A 16,402-nucleotide genomic window follows, 5' to 3' on the forward strand; every position below is an offset into this window, starting at 1 on the left:
ATTTTCTCCTTCTGTATGTTTCCCTATTTACGAAGTTCAATTCCAAGACTCTCCAGCGCTTTTAAGATCCGGTCCATAGCCTCTGTCACTTCCGCGTCTTCCAGAGTCTTGTCTTTAGCCCTAAATACGATCGAGTATGCCAGTGATTTGTATCCGGCCTTGATCTGGGCGCCTTCGTACAAATCGAACAGATGATAGCTTTCCAGATAAGCGCCTCCCTTTTTCTCAATGATCTCTTCTATCTGTCCTGCCAGGATCTCACGAGGCATCACCATGCTGATATCCCTGGTCACTGCCGGGAATCTGGCGATCCCTGTGTATTTCCGGTCATAAGAAGCCCGTGCGGTCACTTCCGGCATATCGATCACCGCAACGTATGCCTTCGTTCCTATGCCGTACGCATCCGCCACGTCTGGATGGACCTCTCCCAAATATCCCATCAAGGCTCCGTCATAATAGATATCCGCCTGGCGTCCCGGATGGAGATATGGTCTGTCCCCATTTGGATCGTAAGTCTTCTTCCCATTCAACCCTACTTTATCAAAGAATTCTTCCACTACGCCTTTCATACTGAAGAAATCTCCTTCTCCGTACATTCCAAGCGTAAACTGCATCCGCTCCTCCGGAAGTTCGGTAAGCGGAAGCGCTTTTGGAAGATATATATTTCCCAGCTCGTACAGCCGCACATCTTTATTTCGCCGGTTATAATTGGTAGCCAGAGAAGTCAGCATCCCGTTAAGCGGAAGAGTCCTCATGATGCTGTAGTCTTCTCCCAGCGGATTTAAGATGTCTACCGTCACGCGAAGCGGTGAATCCTCCGGGATCCTCAGCTTATCAAATACTTTCGGGCTCTCGAAAGAATACACCATACCTTGGCTGAATCCGCAGAATTCCGCGATTTCACGGGCTGTCTGCTCAACCTGCAGTTTGAAGGAGAGTTTTCCCATAGTAGATTCTCCGTCTGGAAGCGTTGTCGGGATATTATCGTAGCCGTAGAATCTGGCCACCTCTTCTGCCAAGTCAGCCATACACAGCAAGTCCTGACGGAAGGTGGGTACGATCACTTCGCGGGAAGCCTCATCGTATCCAAGATCGATCTTGGCAAAATAAGCAAGCATATCTGCCTCGGGAATCTCTGTTCCGAGCAGGCGATTGATAGCTTCCGGATCAAATGGGACTCTGACCGGTTTTCTTTCTGACGCATATACGTCTACCATCCCGCCTACAACTTCTCCGGCTCCCAGTTCCTCTATCAACTGGCATGCCCGGTCAATAGCTTCCTGGGCATTATTGGGATCCAGACCTTTTTCAAATTTACCGGAAGCATCGGTACGCAGACCAATCTTCTTACTGGATTTGCGGATGTTGGTACCGTCAAAGCAGGCCGCCTCGAACAGCATGGTTTTTACATCGTCCGTGATCATGGAATTCTCGCCTCCCATGATTCCCGCAATGCCAATGGCCTTCTCGCCATCGCAGATCATCAGCACCGACTCGTCCATTTCCCTCTCCTGGCCGTCCAGGGTGGTGAATTTTTCTCCGTTTTCCGCCGTTTTTACCACAATCTCCCGGCCCGCGATGGTATCCAGATCATAGGCGTGCATCGGCTGTCCGTATTCCTCCATCACATAGTTGGTAATATCTACCAGGTTGTTGATCGAACGGATACCTACAGACGCCAGCCTTCTTTTCATCCATTCCGGGGATGGGCCGATCTTAATATTTTTCACTACCCTTGCGCAGTATCTTGGACACAACGTTGGATTTTCCACCGTTACTTTGACATAGTCATTCACATCCTCGTCATTTCCGGTCTTTGTGACCACCGGCGGATGAAACTCTCTGCCAAAGGTCGCCGCGGCTTCGCGGGCGATTCCCACAACACTGAAACAGTCCACCCGGTTTGAAGTCACCTCATATTCAAACACCACATCGTTTAAGCCCAGCACCTCCACCGCGTCTGCGCCAACTTCCGTATCTTCCGGGAAAATATAGATTCCCTCTTCCGGCGCCTCCGGATACATCTCCCGGCTGGAACCCAGTTCTTCGATGGAGCACATCATGCCGCAGCTCTCTACGCCTCTTAGTTTGCCTTTCTTGATCTTGATACCGCCGGCCACACGGCTGCCCGGCTCATGGCCGCCAGCCACACGGCCTCCCTCCAGGACTACCGGCACCTTATCGCCCTCGTGCACGTTAGGCGCTCCTGTGACGATCTGGATGGTCTCCGTACCAATATTCACCTGACAGATGATCAGTTTATCCGCATCCGGATGCTTCTCAATCTTGTCAATCTGTCCCACTACGATCTTCTCCAGATCCGCATCCAGGGCCTCATAGCCCTCCACCTTCGTTCCAGACAGCGTCATCGCGTCGGTATACTCCTGTGCGGTAACGTCAAGATCTGGAACATAAGCCTTTATCCATGATAATGATGTATTCATTTTGTTCTCCTTTCTTTTCAATTCGGGACGTAGTAAACTTTCAAAAGGCTACGTCCCAAATTGACTTTTACCCTGTACCTTTTTGCGTTTTGGGGTGTACCCAATTAGAATTGTTTCAAAAACCGGATATCGTTTTCATACAAAAGCCGCATATCATCGATTTCGTATTTCAGCAGCGCGATCCGTTCCAGGCCCACGCCAAACGCGAATCCTGTATATTCTTCCGGATCGATGCCGCACATTTCCAGCACGTGCGGATGTACCACTCCGCAGCCTAAGATTTCGATCCAGCCGGTGCCTTTACAGAACCGGCACCCTTTGCCGCCGCATTTGAAGCAGCTTACGTCTACTTCCGCGCTTGGTTCGGTGAACGGGAAATGGTGCGGACGGAATTTTGTCTTGGTTTCCGGTCCGAATAATTCTTTGGCAAATACTTCCAGTGTCCCTTTCAGATCTGCAAAGGATATATTCTTGTCTACTACCAATCCTTCAATCTGGTGGAAAGACGGAGAATGTGTGGCGTCTACCTCATCGGAACGGAATACTCTTCCGGGGGAGATCACACGGATCGGCAGTTTGCCCTGCTCCATGATACGGGCCTGCACTGGTGATGTCTGGGTCCGCAGCACGATCTCTTTGTTGACATAGAAGGTGTCCTGCTCGTCTTTTGCCGGATGCCCTTCCGGAATATTCAGTTTCTCAAAGTTATAAAGATCATACTCCACTTCCGGTCCTTCTACCACTTCGTAACCCATGCCCACGAAGATCCGCTCCACTTCTTCCAGAGCGATGGTATTGGGATGGCGGTGTCCTACCATATTCTTCTTCGCCGGAAGGGTCACATCGATCACTTCCTGCTTCATCTTCTCTTCCCGGATCGCCCGATCCATCTTCTTCTTGCTTTCTTCCAGCGCCGCCTCGATCTCAGCCCGTGCTTCATTTACCATCTGGCCGATCTTGGGACGGTCCTCCGCCGCCACATCTTTCATACTTTTTAAGACGGCGGTCAATTCCCCTTTCTTACCGAGGAACTTCACCCGCACGTCATTTAGTTTCTCCGGTACATCTGCCGTCCGGATCGCTTTTAACGCTTCTTCCCTAATGTTTTGTAATTTTTCCTTCATCGTCTTCTCCCTTTCTATTTTTTACATTCCGTCAGGGATGGCTTTATTACGGAAAAACAGCTCAGGCCGCTCCGCCCCATTTTCATGGAATAAAAAAACCTCATCCCTGAAAAGGGACGAGGTCATCACCCGCGGTACCACCCTGATTCCTGCACATATTCTCTGTGCAGACACTCATTCCATGCGTAACGTGCATCATACGTCGCTTCCTACTCTTTTCTTTACAAAGATATTTCAAAAGCGCGGCTTACGTGGGAAATTCGATCGCCGTCTGAACCTAAGGAAACTTCCAGCCAATGATTTCCTCTCTCTTTTGGGAAACGGGTCTCTACTGACACGGTCACAGCCTTTCTTGATCTTCTGGTCTTTTCTTATTGTAACATAAGTTTTTCGGATGTCAAGGAAAATCCGTCCACAGCGCAGCCGCCATTTTTCAGAACGTGTCCAGATCATCCTCATACTTATGAGTAGCCACATATTTCAGATAGTCGATCGCCTCTTTCACCGGCGGAATACACAGAACAATAAATGTGATCAGCGCTTCCGCCCCGATATAGCCGATACAGTAGACCAATCCGTACTGGATATTTGCCGCCACCGATTCCTGATGCATATAGTAGAACCAGATGCAATTCCACACACTTTCGAGATACCTTAAAAGAACCGCAAGCAGATAGCCTTTCTGAAGCCCATGCTTTTTATCTGCCAGAAAACCGCCGAACCCAAGAAGCCCATACCCCAGGATATAATCCCACAGTTCCGGCACATTTACGATCATGGGATAGTCCAGAAAATATTTCAACGCTCCATACAGGAAGGCTGCCGCCACTCCCGTCCAGCCGCCGTAGAAATATCCCACCAGATAGATCACCAGCATACTCAGGTACGTTACCTCTCCGCCTTCCGCCAGCCGCAGGGGTTTCATATAAGACAGGATCAGGGACACTCCTATCAGGATCAAAATCCAAAGCCATTTTCGATTCCAAAGATAACCTTCTTTTTTTTCCATCATCGATCCTTTCTCCCCGCGATCTCTGTCAGACGTTTCTTCCTTACGTGAAAATGTTTCTTATAGAGGATATACCATACCAGGAAGATCAAGCCGCCTCCGCCTAAGACCATCACATCAAAGGTGCTGGAAGCGGATTCCACCGGGATGCCGAAATTTGCGTAAAACCGGCTCAGCAGATCCACTACATAGCTCTGCACCTGGATCACCGCAAGGATGATGGCCGCCACATTGATGATCCAGCCGTTTTTGCGTTCTATCTGGGCATTTTTCACGTCTACGATATGTTCCAGGAAATCCTGCTGTTCATAATAATTTCTGCGCAGCTCATCGTTGTCAAAGGCCCGCCGGATCTGGTCCGCCTCCCGCTGGGTCCCATAATAACGGAAGTTCTGATTCTGCCAGAATTTGACCGTCTTCGCGTAATCCCGGTAAAGCTGATTGATATATTGATAGGATACATCCCCTTCATTGGCAAGGGCATTGGACACTTTGATCGTCATCTTATTCAAAGCGGTATTCTGGAAGATCACCAGCTCCGCGATAAACGCGTAAGTGGCCGTCAGTTCGATCCGCTCTTTCAGCGGAAATGTCTCAAAATTTTTCAGGATCATCGCCACCACATCTTCCGACATGTAAGCCTCATAATAATCGTAAATAGCCCGGTCATCCTCCGCCATCTTCTTTAACTCGGAATAAGAGATATGGAAATCCTGGTGCATACTGTTGTATGCTTCCGCCGTCAGGATGTTATAGAACTCCCCTTCATTCTCCGGTTTTCCCGACATACACAGAAGAGTCTTTCCTTTTCCGCAGGACAGCAGGCCAAACTCACGCTTCAGATAATCATTCAGCTTCTGGTATTGATAGAAGCCTTTCTCGTCTTTATCCTCCAGCCTCCGGATTCTGAGATATCCGTGGCTTAACTGGTCCTCTAGCTGTGAGGTAGAATACCGGCAGCCCGGCAGGAACAGCATCAGCACATACATATGGGAAGCCGGATGGGCGAACAGAGATATATACACCTCTTCTTCTCCTGCAATATAAGGTCTTACGGCCGGATCATCTTCATCCTCATACTCATCCAGTGTATGCAGAAATTGAAACTTTCCGATATAAACCCTCTTTAATTCGCTGGCAATATCATTTTGATATTCATAATCCAGGCAGTCATCCAGAGCGTTTAGCAGCCATCTGGCTTTATCCGGGATCTCCTGACCGCGGGTTCCTGCCTGAGCGGGATCTAAAAGCTTCTGAATCCGGGTATTTCTCACATTATCCGCGTAAGGGAGAAACAGATATGCGTCTTCTTTATGGGTTTTAAAATAGAGGTCATTTTTCAAAAGCTTCCGCAGATAAGGCCCATCACACAGATAGACCTTATTTCCATCTTCAATCTCCCGGTAAAGGCGGAACATCCGGCTCCTTAAGAACTTCTGCCCACCCTCAGAGACTGCCGTCCCCGCAAGGCCGCCAATGGCAAATCCTTCTGACTCCAGACCGTTCAGATAGTCTATGAAGCCCCGGGTAAGCGTTATAATAACCTGCTTGTCCTTCCGGTACTCTGGGAGTACAGCTACAGAGATGATAAAAAGATGATTCTCCTTCTGCCTGCTGTAATCCGCCATTTCCTCCGGCAGGATATCATCGTCCCGGATCTTCATGCCGGTCTCTACGATCTCATCCCAAAGTGTTTCTCCCACCGGGAAGAAATTGATATATCCTGCCGTATTCTCCCCATCCATAACGCACACAAAACTTCTGGGATTCCGGTCGTACCTGGCCTCCATTTTCGAAAGCTCGCCCACATACTCCTGCTCATAGCAGATCCGGTCGATCTCCATGATTGTGGGGAGGAACTCCCTCCCCATATCTTCTCCTTTTAGAATTTTATAGCCCATACTCTACTCCAAAAGCTTAATCTGCCTTCAGTTCTTTCCAAAGCTCATTCATCAGTTCCGTTGTCGCTTCATCTGTCTGTACGCAGACTTCGCAATTAGCCGTGGCGTCATCCGCCGGTACCAAAGCCTCGTCTGCCCTCTCTTCATCGCTCAGACTCTCTACCACCGCATCGTTTGGCGTAGAATAATAAATATACTCAAAGTTGATCTTCGCCACATCTTCCCTGCACAGGAAATCCAGGAACTGCTGCGCCGCATCTACATTGTCGCAGTTCTTGGTCACACACCAGGAATCCAGCCATACGTTAGAGCCTTCTTTGGGGATCACATATGCCAGATCTTCATTATACTGATTTCCCAGATACGCTTCCCCGGAATATACAACCGCCATGGTGGCGTTCCCTGCTACAACCTCATCTCTGGCCTCGTCCACCAGATATGCCTGCACGTCCGGTTTCTGTTTTACCAGAAGATCCTGGGCCTCCTGAATCTCCGCCTCATTCTCGGTGTTGATCGAATAGCCCAGATACTTCAGGGCCACCATATAAGTGTCCCGCATACTGTTCTGCATCACGATCTCTCCGGCGTAATCTCCATTGAACAGTACATCCCAGCTGTCCACCGGGGCATCCACTTTTGTGGTGTCATAGAGAATCCCAAGTGTCCCCCAGAAGTATGGCACCGTGTACTTGTTCTCCGGATCAAACGCTTTGGAAAACTCCCAATATTTATCTCCGATATTTCCGGCGTTCTCCATGGCGCTGATATCAATCTCCTGTGTTTCCCCTTCCTCGATCAGTCTCTGCAGCATATAGTCACTGGTGCACAGAAGATCATAGTCGATGGCGCCTGATTTATATTTGGTATACATTTCTTCCGGCGTCAGCGCTTCTTCATACTTTACTTCAATTCCGGTCTCCTCCTCGAACATATCCAGGACCACCGGATCCATATATTCCCCATAATTAAACACGGTCAGCGTCTCCTTAGCGCCTCCGCCTCCTCCGCAGCCTGCTGCCGCCAGGCCAAGAAATACCACTGTCATCACTGCGCTCAGCACTCTTTTTTTCATCTTGCATATCCTCCCTTTTCTTCCTTCTTCTTCCCCTGAGGGAAATAATTGACGATCAACAGTATCACAAATATGATCGCGAAAATGATCGTTGAAAGCGCGTACATCTCCGGCTTGATCCCTTTCCGGATCTCTCCATAGATCATAGTCGATAAAGTATTGATCCCCGGACCTTTCGTAAAATAAGTAATTACAAAATCATCCATAGACATGGTAAAAGCCATGAAAAATCCGGCCGCTATCCCCCCTGCCAGCTGAGGCAGGATCACGGTAAAAAATCCATACACCGCGTTTGCCCCAAGATCTCTTGCCGCCTCATAGATGCTGATATTCATCTGTTTGATCTTAGGCATGACGCTTAAGATCACATAGGGGATATTAAAGGTAATATGGGCGATCAGCACACTTCCAAATCCAAGTTCCAGGAAGTGCACGAACCACAGCATCAGCGCGATCCCTGTCACGATATCCGCGTTCAGCATGGGAATATTAGTGGCCGCCATCATAATCTGATAGTTTCGCTGGCGCATGGCATTGATCCCAAGAGCCGCCAGCACCCCGATGACCGTAGCGATCAGGGCGGAAGCAAAAGCCAGCACCAATGTGGTCCCCAGGGCTTCCATGATCTGGCTGTTAGAAAACAGTCTCTGGTACCAGTCCAGAGTAAAACCTCCCCAGGTCACGCGAGACCTGGAATTATTGAAAGACAGGACGATCAATACCAGGATCGGCGCGTACAAAAATATGATGATAAGCGCCAGATAAAACCGGCTGCAAAAATCTTTTATCTTTTCTACCATATTGCCGACCCCTTTCCTTCCACATCATTTTTCATGGTAAAGGCCATACTGATCAAGACAAAAATCATCAGAGACACAGAAAGACCGGACCCTAAATTCCAGTTCATGCTTTTCGTAAATTCCTGCTCGATGATATTTCCGATCAGCTGCAATTTTCCGCCGCCCAGGATATCCGCGATCACAAACGAAGTCATAGAAGGCACAAATACCATCACAATACCGCTCAAAAGCCCCGGCATGGACAGCGGAAAGATTACTTTGCGGAAGGTGGTGAACCCTCCGGCTCCTAAGTCCCTCGCCGCTTCGATCACGTCTTCATCGATCTCCATCACCGCGTTATAGATGGGCAGCACCATATAAGGCAGGAAATCATAAACCACGCCGATCATGATCGCCACCCCTGTATTGGCAATAGAAAGAGGTTCAAATCCCAGTTTCTGGATGATAAAATTCAAAATTCCATTGGATGACAAGATCATCTGCCAGGCAAGGATCCGCAGGATAAAATTCATCCACATCGGCAGGATGATGATAAAAAGAGCAAAGCCTCTCTTCCCCAGATTCAGCCGGCGCAAAGCCAGGACCAGGGGATAGGATAAAAGGATGCAGATCAATGTACATCCTACCGCGATCTCCAGAGAGAAGATCACCGCTTTCAAATGGATCGGATCCGCGATCGCTATAATATTTTCCAAGGTAAAGCCTCCCGTCTGTCCAGTCAGGGCATATCGAAAGATCAAGATCATAGGGATCACCGTAAACCCGACTACCCAGACTGCATAAGGAGACGCAAGAAAGGTCCGTTTATTCATCTTCTTTTATGACCTCCGCATCCTCTGAATGAGGCTTGTGCATGATCTGAATGTTATCCGGCAGGATAGTCAGGCCAACCTGGGCCCCTACCTGAGCGGGATTCACGCTCTCGATCATCCACTCGTAATCTCCTACCTGTACCTTGATCTCGTAGACCGCTCCTTTGAAAATGACGGATACCACCATTCCTTTCAGGAAGCCTTGTTCCGGCTCTACCACCACCAGATCTTCCGGGCGGATGACTACATCCACCAGTTCATTCGTCCCAAACCCCACATCTACACAGGGGATCTCCACTCCCTGGATCTCTACCAGACAGTCCCGCCTCATAATTCCGTCAATAATGTTGCTGTCACCAATGAAATCCGCCACGAAAGCATTCTGCGGTTCATCATAGATACTCTTAGAAGTCCCGATCTGCTGGATGATCCCTTTATTCATGACAATGATCCGGTCGGACATGGTCAAGGCTTCTTCCTGGTCGTGGGTCACATAGATAAAGGTGATCCCTACTTCCTTCTTGATCTTGATCAGCTCTCTCTGCATATCACGGCGCAGCTTCAGATCCAGCGCTCCCAGCGGTTCGTCCAGAAGGAGCACCTGAGGTTCGTTTACGATCGCTCTTGCGATTGCCACCCGCTGCTGCTGTCCGCCGGAGAGCGACATAGGGCTTCTCTTTTCATACCCTTCCATATTCACCAGCTTTAGGGCGTACTTTGTTTTATCCTTGACATACTGCTGGCTTTTCTTCTTTAATTTCAATCCAAAGGCAATATTTTCTTCTACATTCATATGCGGAAATAACGAATATTTCTGAAAGACCGTATTTACATTCCGCTTATCCGGAGAAAGGCCGGTAATATCTTTCCCATCAAAAAGGACGCGCCCTTCATCGGGTTTTTCAAACCCTCCAATGATACGAAGCGTTGTTGATTTCCCGCATCCCGATGGTCCTAATAATGTAATAAACTCATTTCTCTTGATCTCAAGGCTGAAAGAATTCAGCACTTTCTTATCATCAAATGTCTTGCTGATCCCGTCCAATTCTAAAATAACGTCCTGCATGGTATCCTCCTTAAAAGCTTGGCGGACTGCTGATCCAGATGATGGACGAGACCCGGCCGCAAGCTGAGCTTATCTTATGTTTTTTATTCGCGGAAAAGATAAAGGAATCGCCTTTCTTTACCGTATATACATTCTTTCCATAATGGAGGTTGATCTTCCCTTCCAGTACATATCCAAACTCTTCTCCATCATGGGGTTTATCCACCGGCATTGTCTGGCCAGGCTGGATCCGCACCAAGATCGGTTCCATGCTGCGGCTCTGAGCGGAAGCCACCAGCCACTCAATCTGATTTCCGAACTCATCCGTCTTCTCAAAATAGTCTTCCTTCTGGTATACGATCTGCTGTTCGTTTTCTTCGCTGAAAAACTCCGCCAGGTTCGTTCCCAGACACTCTACGATATCCATCAAAGTAGAGATCGAAGGGGCGGTAAGTCCTCGTTCAAGCTGAGAGATAAATCCCTTGGTAAGTTCCGTCCGGTCTGCAAGTTCCTCCTGGGTCAAGCCATTCTGATTACGAAGATTTCGGATCTTATTTCCGATCTTTTCCTCAATATTCATTCATCCTCTTCCCCTTACAGTTACTAAACATTTTGTTTTATCCTTCTTAATTATACATATACTAAATATAAAGTCAACTATTATTTACAAAAAAAAGAATCCCCAAAAAGGGAATCCAATAAAACTTTTTTGGCCATTTCTCTGTCTTAGCTTTAGGAAGGTTCAAACACTGCGTATTGACGATTCCTTGGGAAATCGTTATGATGAAATACAGAAAACTCAGTTCTTTTTTACGAAAGGAGTAAAAACATGGATCGAAGCGCACTCTTAATCTATCTGCGGGATCTGCGCGACCTGGAAGTCGCGAAATATCGGATCAACGAATTGATCAAACAGAAATCGAACGCGCCCGAGGCGCTTGCAATACAAAAAATGTATACAACTCAGAAAGCCCATATGGATCTTTGGGAAAGAAATCTGGAACAGCAGGGGTACGCCGCAGATTCCAACGGAGTCACTGCCGTGCGTCAGAAGTATCAAGCGCAGCTTCAGCGGACCGCCCAAATGTACAATTCTGCCTTACAGCGTCTTACCCGCCCTTTAAAAAAAGAGCTGGCCATGGCGGATTCTGTTTTGCGGAAAGCCTACAGCCATAACATCATCCCTCAGCCGTACCGGAATCTGGCCTCCATCTGTTATATCTATGGCTATATGGCTACTTCTCAGGCAACATTGAAGGACACTCTGCTCCACGCGCATATGGAAAATGGCATCCAGCGGATCACCTCAAGGCTCAATGCCTTCATGAAACAAAATGAAGAACTGATTCTGACAGCAAGACGGATTGAGTATAATACCGAACAGCAGCTTGCTCAAAACCAGCAGATCCTGCGGGGCTTACAGCAGAACCTGTCCGCCCAGCAGCGAACGGCGCAAAACACGCGGGAAATCTCCCAGTACGCCAAAATAGCCGCTACAAACACGCAGACGTCTGCCTTTTTTCAGATGGCCACCTATTTTCAGCTTGGCGGGAGAGCCGGCCGGATCGTCTAATGGAACTGTCAGGAATGTCCTTTTATCCCCGCAGTGTCGCCACCAGACGCACCGGATACAGCAGCAGGTCCAGAGCATCTTCAATACTCCTGGTACACACATCCGCTTCATGCAGCAGCCTGCTGCACATGCCTTCCTGCTCAATGACCGCGATCGCCAGCGCGCTGGCCCGGAGCATCAATTTATCATTCCTTCCATTCCCAATGGCCACACAAGCATCTAACCCCAGCTCTTCTACCACTGCCATTTTTGCCGGCAAGGCATTTTCGTTTGGAAAAGTCTGGATCTTGACCGGAAGATCCAGACATGCTTCCTTTGCCGTCCCGTAAGTGTCCGCCGTCAGGACGATGATATCCATTTCTTCCGCCAGTTTCCGGATTCTTTCCTTTACTGACTCTTTGATCTTGCCGCCCATAGCGATAGTCCCATTGTAATCCAGCACCAGGTATCTGAGATTCAATTCTTTATATCCAGGTATTTCAATCTTCATCCGTTTCACCTTTCTTCTCTTCTTTATCCGATTCTTTTCCGATAAATAATTTATCATACATCACAATATTTACTTCGCCGCCCAGCAGGATGCTGTACATACAGAAATACATCCACAACATGATCAGCACGATCGTAGTCAAGCTTCCATACATACTGGAAAATCCCTGGAACACGTCTACATACACCGAAAAGATCCAGGAGATCACCATCCATCCAATAGCCGTAAATATCGCGCCGGGGATCTGTTTTCGGAACTTGTCCTTCCGGTTAGGCAGAAATTTATAGATCAAAAGGGAGAAGACCACCAAAAGAGCCGGCGTGATATAGGTACGCGCTTCGATCAGCCAGTCCGCCATGGATGTCATAAAGGGGATGTGCTCCGCAATGAAAATATTCAGACTGTTTCCGAAAACAGAAAGAACCAAAAGCGAAACGATCACCAGGATAAACATTACTGTATACAGGGTAGAACGAATTCTCAGAAATATGTAATTTCTAGTCTCCGAACACTCATAGACACAATTCAATCCAGAAGTCATAGCCAAAACACCTTTTCCCGCTGACCACAGCGCCACGATCACAGTGATCGGGATCACTCCCATAGACTGGTTATATACCTGATTGACGATGGTGGTGATCAGAGAGTTTACTGAGCTTGGGAATACCTGCATCACCGCAGTCATTACATCCGCTTTCGTCACCGGCGTATAGCGTACCAGCATAAGCAGCAGCAAAATGATCGGGATCAGGCACAGCATGAAGAAAAAAGCAGACTGCGCCGCATAAGCGCCTACATGATCGTCTGCTACCTGTGTCGTAAATTCTACACATTTGTGATAGATTTTTTTAATCCTTTTCATGGTTTTCTCCTATCATTGCCTTATATTCTACCCGATTTCCATCTGTTTGTCTATTGAAAAACCAGATCTGGAGAAGTACTATAAAAGCAGAATATCTAAAAACATTTACCAGAGAGGAACATTTTATGAAACTATTAAAAGACCGTATTCTCAAAGATGGGGTCGTAAAACCCGGAAATGTACTGAAAGTGGACAGCTTCTTAAACCACCAGATGGACATCGATCTCATGAACGAAATCGGAAAGGAATTCCGCCGCCGATTTCCTTCCGATGAGATCACCAAAATCCTTACCATCGAGGCTTCCGGAATCGGTATTGCCTGTATCACGGCCCAGTATTTCCATGTACCTGTAGTATTTGCAAAAAAAGCTCAGAGTATTAATCTGGACGGCGACGTTTATCACACACGCGTACAGTCCTTCACACACCAAAAAATCTATGATGTAATCCTGTCCAAGAAATTCCTGACCCAAAACGACCGGGTACTGATCATCGATGACTTCCTTGCCAATGGATGCGCCCTCCAGGGACTGATCGACATCATAAAAAAAGCCGGAGCTTCTATCGAAGGCGCCGGCATCGTGATCGAAAAAGGGTTCCAACAGGGCGGACGCTTAATCCGAGAACAAGGAATACACCTAGAATCCCTTGCTGTCATCTCATCAATGACGGACAGTGAAGTTCAATTTGGGACGTAGCATTTTGCAAAAATGCTACGTCCCAAATTGACTTTTGCCCTGTACCTTTTTGGCTATTCTCCAAATTTCAACTTCTGAAATCGCAGTGAATACACAGAATATACGCTTAACATCACGATATTGGCCACAGCCAGCAGTACCACCGCCGCCATCCCGGTTCCAAAGGAGAGCTGCCCCATCATGGCGATCACCAGCAGTATCATCAGAAAGGTTTTCATCATAGTAAATGTTTTGTAGCTGGACTTATAGACCACCATCCGCTCCGCCTCGTCACAGCTTTCGATCCATTCTTTCTCAAAGTGCAGGTCCGCCGCATCGCCTTTTTTCGATGGATCTTTCCTGCGCAGCTGTTTGACCGCGGCGATCTGGTACGCCACGCAGACCAGCACAGTTGCCAGAAATGGAACGACTGCCCAGAGAAGCCGGTAGGCCGCGTCTTTTTCCTCTACTGGGAATCCAAAAGCGAAGATCACCATGGAAAGACACATGAAGATACTGGTGACTATCATTCCCGCGGAACTCCACAGCTCATACCCATGATCCAGCGCTTCCATAAGAGAATCATCTTCTTCATCCATCTGCCGGATATACCTCTCCGCCTGCCGATAGCACACAAGACTCAAGATCAGCGTGACTCCTGTAAATACCCAGAGAATCACCGCCACATTTGCGCCTATCCACCCGGAAGCCGCCTGTAAGAATCCAGCCATCCCATCTTCCCAGAAGATCAGGCTTCCTCCCAGAATCGCGCCAATGGCGCCTCCCAGACACATAAATAAGATCATCTTCAAATAAGAATTCATTTTCTTCTCTGCTTTCTTCTCTCTCATGTTATTCATCCTCCTCTAGCTCAAATATCTCTTCCACCGGAACTTCAAATATCTTCGCCAGCTTCAGCGCCAGCGCTACAGACGGGGAATAATCGCCCCTTTCGATCAGGCTGATGGTCTGACGGGAGACCCCTGCCATCTTTCCAAGCTGGGACTGATTCACATTCAGCCTGGCCCGATGTTCCTTCACCCGATTCCTAAGTCCCATATGCACTTCTCCTTTCTGTCTGCTTTCCCGGCTCTCTCCAGGAGCTTCGAATCATACTAGCCCCTCCTCTTATCTTTGAGATTTCTCTTCTTTGTCATGACAAATATCTTTTCCATTTTGACAACTTTTCTTGTCACGTTTAATATACCATTGACAACTTTATTTGTCAACAACTTTTTGACAACTTTTCTTGTCAAAAAGGAACCTCTTACCGGCTTCCGGAAAAACAAGCGTTTCGCGCGATCAAAAAACCGGCCGCGGCTCAAAAGCCGCAGCCGGGAACCAACACCCTTTTTTAAACTTTATTTCCAAATATGAATCTGTCCGATCACCGGCAGTTCCCTTTTCTCACCTCTCACCGCGTATACGATCCCCAGGATCATCAGCACAAACAGGATCAAACTCAAAATATCCAGCGCCCATGACAGATTCAGCATTCCCAGATCAAGCCAGCTCTGAAATCCCCAGAACCATCTGCCGTCCAGGATATCCACCGCGATCGACACTAAGAAAAGCACAAGCCCCTGATTGATGTGGAACCGGACATATTCCGACTGTTTATCTCCTGCCAGAAGCGGGATCAAAATCAAGATTCCAAGATAAGACAATACCCCCATTGCCTTATTAGCCTTCACATCCTGCTCTGAAAAATATCCCGCGCCGTCTGCGGCTGTCCTTTTCCGCTCTTCATGTGTTTTTTCCGCTCCGCTCATTTCCGGCAGAGGCGCCCCGCAGCGCGGGCAGAATTTCATGCCGTCCTCGGCTTTTTCTCCGCATTTGATACAATAGATCATGCTTCTTCATCCTCCAATCCAAGTATTTCCGCCAGCACTTCCACCATGATCTCATTGGTGCAGGATTTGATATATCCCATCATGTGCAGGGAGATCTCATCCTGCTTCTGAGCCTCTGAAAGAGAGGCGTCCCGCTTGGTCTCCTCGATCAGCCGGATCAACTGAGGCGTCAGTTCTTCATAGATTTCTACCGTTGTCTGTGTCACTAATTTTCTCAGATCTTCCTTCTTTGTCGGTACCATTTATTTCCCTCCCTCGGCAAACGCGCCGCTATCCAAAATTACGGATCTTAAACTCTCTCTGGGCCTCCCGCTTCTGGTCTTTCTTAGCAATGTCCTGCCGCTTATCGTAGAGTTTCTTACCTTTTGCCAGTCCGATCTCTACTTTCACCAGGCTGCCCTTAAAATACACCTTTAGCGGCATGATCGTGATCCCCTGCTCCTTCGTCTTCCCCAAAAGCTTATTGATCTCCGCCCTGTGCAGAAGAAGTTTCCGTACTCTCAGCGGGTCTTTGTTAAAAATATTTCCCTTCTCATAAGGGCTGATATGCATCCCATAGACATAGACTTCTCCGTTTTCCACACGGATAAACGCCTCCTTAATGCTGCATTTCCCCATACGGATGGATTTAACTTCCGTTCCGCTCAAAGAAATTCCCGCCTCAAAGGTGTCCAGGATAAAATAATCATGATATGCTTTTTTATTATTGGCGACTAATTTTACATTCGTCTTTGCCATCT

Annotated in this window: 18 protein-coding genes; 2 read left to right on the forward strand and 16 right to left on the reverse strand. The window is 47.9% G+C overall.

What is annotated here, in order from left to right:
- Positions 1-23: 23 nt before the first annotated feature.
- The 9 genes from FND36_12075 to FND36_12115 all read right to left on the reverse strand — a co-directional run bounded on the left by FND36_12075 (position 24) and on the right by FND36_12115 (position 10,787).
- Positions 24-2,444: a phenylalanine--tRNA ligase subunit beta gene (locus tag FND36_12075; GenBank protein ID QDW74705.1), complete on the reverse strand. Its 2,421-nt coding sequence runs from the start codon at positions 2,442-2,444 to the stop codon at positions 24-26.
- Between the two features lie 104 nt (positions 2,445-2,548).
- Positions 2,549-3,568 carry a phenylalanine--tRNA ligase subunit alpha gene (gene pheS, locus FND36_12080; GenBank protein ID QDW74706.1) on the reverse strand — a complete coding sequence of 340 codons (1,020 nt, stop codon included), beginning with the start codon at positions 3,566-3,568 and terminating at the stop codon, positions 2,549-2,551.
- A gap of 433 nt (positions 3,569-4,001) precedes the next feature.
- Positions 4,002-4,580 carry a proton-coupled thiamine transporter YuaJ gene (locus FND36_12085; protein QDW74707.1) on the reverse strand — a complete coding sequence of 193 codons (579 nt, stop codon included), beginning with the start codon at positions 4,578-4,580 and terminating at the stop codon, positions 4,002-4,004.
- Complete coding sequence (locus tag FND36_12090) at positions 4,577-6,478, reverse strand: hypothetical protein (GenBank protein QDW74708.1); 1,902 nt, start codon at positions 6,476-6,478, stop codon at positions 4,577-4,579. Before FND36_12090 ends, FND36_12085 begins: the two co-directional genes overlap by 4 nt.
- A gap of 16 nt (positions 6,479-6,494) precedes the next feature.
- A complete protein-coding gene (locus FND36_12095) occupies positions 6,495-7,550 on the reverse strand; it encodes an ABC transporter substrate-binding protein (protein ID QDW74709.1) in 1,056 nt (351 codons plus the stop codon).
- A complete protein-coding gene (locus tag FND36_12100) occupies positions 7,547-8,350 on the reverse strand; it encodes an ABC transporter permease (protein ID QDW74710.1) in 804 nt (267 codons plus the stop codon). Before FND36_12100 ends, FND36_12095 begins: the two co-directional genes overlap by 4 nt.
- On the reverse strand, positions 8,344-9,162 hold the full coding sequence (locus tag FND36_12105; protein QDW74711.1) for an ABC transporter permease: 819 nt from the start codon (positions 9,160-9,162) through the stop codon (positions 8,344-8,346). The genes FND36_12100 and FND36_12105 overlap by 7 nt, the downstream gene beginning before the upstream one ends.
- Complete coding sequence (locus FND36_12110) at positions 9,155-10,228, reverse strand: ABC transporter ATP-binding protein (protein QDW74712.1); 1,074 nt, start codon at positions 10,226-10,228, stop codon at positions 9,155-9,157. The genes FND36_12105 and FND36_12110 overlap by 8 nt, the downstream gene beginning before the upstream one ends.
- 10 nt (positions 10,229-10,238) lie before the next feature.
- Positions 10,239-10,787 carry a cupin domain-containing protein gene (locus FND36_12115; GenBank protein QDW74713.1) on the reverse strand — a complete coding sequence of 183 codons (549 nt, stop codon included), beginning with the start codon at positions 10,785-10,787 and terminating at the stop codon, positions 10,239-10,241.
- A 249-nt stretch (positions 10,788-11,036) separates the two neighbouring features.
- Here FND36_12115 and FND36_12120 point away from each other — a divergent pair, with 249 nt between their 5' ends.
- Complete coding sequence (locus tag FND36_12120; GenBank protein ID QDW74714.1) at positions 11,037-11,780, forward strand: hypothetical protein; 744 nt, start codon at positions 11,037-11,039, stop codon at positions 11,778-11,780.
- Between the two features lie 22 nt (positions 11,781-11,802).
- Here the strand turns inward: FND36_12120 and FND36_12125 are convergent, their stop codons facing one another.
- Together FND36_12125 and FND36_12130 are read right to left on the reverse strand one after the other, a co-directional pair.
- Entirely contained in the window at positions 11,803-12,270 is a 468-nt protein-coding gene (locus tag FND36_12125; GenBank protein ID QDW74715.1) for an ATPase P, read from the reverse strand.
- Positions 12,260-13,132, reverse strand: a complete 873-nt coding sequence (locus FND36_12130; protein ID QDW74716.1) for a YihY/virulence factor BrkB family protein — start codon at positions 13,130-13,132, stop codon at positions 12,260-12,262. Before FND36_12130 ends, FND36_12125 begins: the two co-directional genes overlap by 11 nt.
- Before the next feature lie 125 nt (positions 13,133-13,257).
- Between FND36_12130 and FND36_12135 the strand changes: the two genes are divergently transcribed.
- The gene (locus FND36_12135) at positions 13,258-13,830 is read left to right on the forward strand and encodes a xanthine phosphoribosyltransferase (GenBank protein QDW74717.1); all 573 of its coding nucleotides are present in this window, start codon (positions 13,258-13,260) and stop codon (positions 13,828-13,830) included.
- A gap of 53 nt (positions 13,831-13,883) precedes the next feature.
- On the opposite strand, the gene FND36_12140 is transcribed toward FND36_12135, so the two are convergent.
- From FND36_12140 to smpB, 5 genes are all read right to left on the reverse strand, one after another.
- A complete protein-coding gene (locus FND36_12140) occupies positions 13,884-14,669 on the reverse strand; it encodes a DUF3169 family protein (GenBank protein ID QDW74718.1) in 786 nt (261 codons plus the stop codon).
- Positions 14,662-14,868, reverse strand: coding sequence for a helix-turn-helix transcriptional regulator (locus FND36_12145; protein ID QDW74719.1), 207 nt, complete (start codon positions 14,866-14,868; stop codon positions 14,662-14,664). Before FND36_12145 ends, FND36_12140 begins: the two co-directional genes overlap by 8 nt.
- Before the next feature lie 302 nt (positions 14,869-15,170).
- Positions 15,171-15,662 carry a zinc-ribbon domain-containing protein gene (locus tag FND36_12150; GenBank protein QDW74720.1) on the reverse strand — a complete coding sequence of 164 codons (492 nt, stop codon included), beginning with the start codon at positions 15,660-15,662 and terminating at the stop codon, positions 15,171-15,173.
- Complete coding sequence (locus FND36_12155) at positions 15,659-15,904, reverse strand: hypothetical protein (protein ID QDW74721.1); 246 nt, start codon at positions 15,902-15,904, stop codon at positions 15,659-15,661. Before FND36_12155 ends, FND36_12150 begins: the two co-directional genes overlap by 4 nt.
- Before the next feature lie 28 nt (positions 15,905-15,932).
- Positions 15,933-16,400: an SsrA-binding protein SmpB gene (smpB, locus tag FND36_12160; protein QDW74722.1), complete on the reverse strand. Its 468-nt coding sequence runs from the start codon at positions 16,398-16,400 to the stop codon at positions 15,933-15,935.
- Positions 16,401-16,402 lie beyond the last annotated feature (2 nt).

This window comes from Lachnospiraceae bacterium KGMB03038, from assembly GCA_007361935.1.
Taxonomy (GTDB): Bacteria; Bacillota; Clostridia; order Lachnospirales; family Lachnospiraceae; genus Massilistercora.

Bases quoted from the DNA above. Each gene is read 5' to 3' on its own strand.
- FND36_12120 (QDW74714.1), top strand. From the start codon at position 11,037: ATGGATCGAAGCGCACTCTTAATCTATCTGCGGGATCTGCGCGACCTG.
- FND36_12095 (QDW74709.1), bottom strand. From the start codon at position 7,550: ATGAAAAAAAGAGTGCTGAGCGCAGTGATGACAGTGGTATTTCTTGGC.
- FND36_12145 (QDW74719.1), bottom strand. From the start codon at position 14,868: ATGGGACTTAGGAATCGGGTGAAGGAACATCGGGCCAGGCTGAATGTG.
- FND36_12115 (QDW74713.1), bottom strand. From the start codon at position 10,787: ATGAATATTGAGGAAAAGATCGGAAATAAGATCCGAAATCTTCGTAAT.
- smpB (QDW74722.1), bottom strand. From the start codon at position 16,400: ATGGCAAAGACGAATGTAAAATTAGTCGCCAATAATAAAAAAGCATAT.
- FND36_12140 (QDW74718.1), bottom strand. From the start codon at position 14,669: ATGAATAACATGAGAGAGAAGAAAGCAGAGAAGAAAATGAATTCTTAT.
- FND36_12150 (QDW74720.1), bottom strand. From the start codon at position 15,662: ATGATCTATTGTATCAAATGCGGAGAAAAAGCCGAGGACGGCATGAAA.
- FND36_12110 (QDW74712.1), bottom strand. From the start codon at position 10,228: ATGCAGGACGTTATTTTAGAATTGGACGGGATCAGCAAGACATTTGAT.
- FND36_12125 (QDW74715.1), bottom strand. From the start codon at position 12,270: ATGAAGATTGAAATACCTGGATATAAAGAATTGAATCTCAGATACCTG.
- FND36_12135 (QDW74717.1), top strand. From the start codon at position 13,258: ATGAAACTATTAAAAGACCGTATTCTCAAAGATGGGGTCGTAAAACCC.
- FND36_12105 (QDW74711.1), bottom strand. From the start codon at position 9,162: ATGAATAAACGGACCTTTCTTGCGTCTCCTTATGCAGTCTGGGTAGTC.
- FND36_12155 (QDW74721.1), bottom strand. From the start codon at position 15,904: ATGGTACCGACAAAGAAGGAAGATCTGAGAAAATTAGTGACACAGACA.
- FND36_12075 (QDW74705.1), bottom strand. From the start codon at position 2,444: ATGAATACATCATTATCATGGATAAAGGCTTATGTTCCAGATCTTGAC.
- FND36_12090 (QDW74708.1), bottom strand. From the start codon at position 6,478: ATGGGCTATAAAATTCTAAAAGGAGAAGATATGGGGAGGGAGTTCCTC.
- FND36_12130 (QDW74716.1), bottom strand. From the start codon at position 13,132: ATGAAAAGGATTAAAAAAATCTATCACAAATGTGTAGAATTTACGACA.
- pheS (QDW74706.1), bottom strand. From the start codon at position 3,568: ATGAAGGAAAAATTACAAAACATTAGGGAAGAAGCGTTAAAAGCGATC.
- FND36_12085 (QDW74707.1), bottom strand. From the start codon at position 4,580: ATGATGGAAAAAAAAGAAGGTTATCTTTGGAATCGAAAATGGCTTTGG.
- FND36_12100 (QDW74710.1), bottom strand. From the start codon at position 8,350: ATGGTAGAAAAGATAAAAGATTTTTGCAGCCGGTTTTATCTGGCGCTT.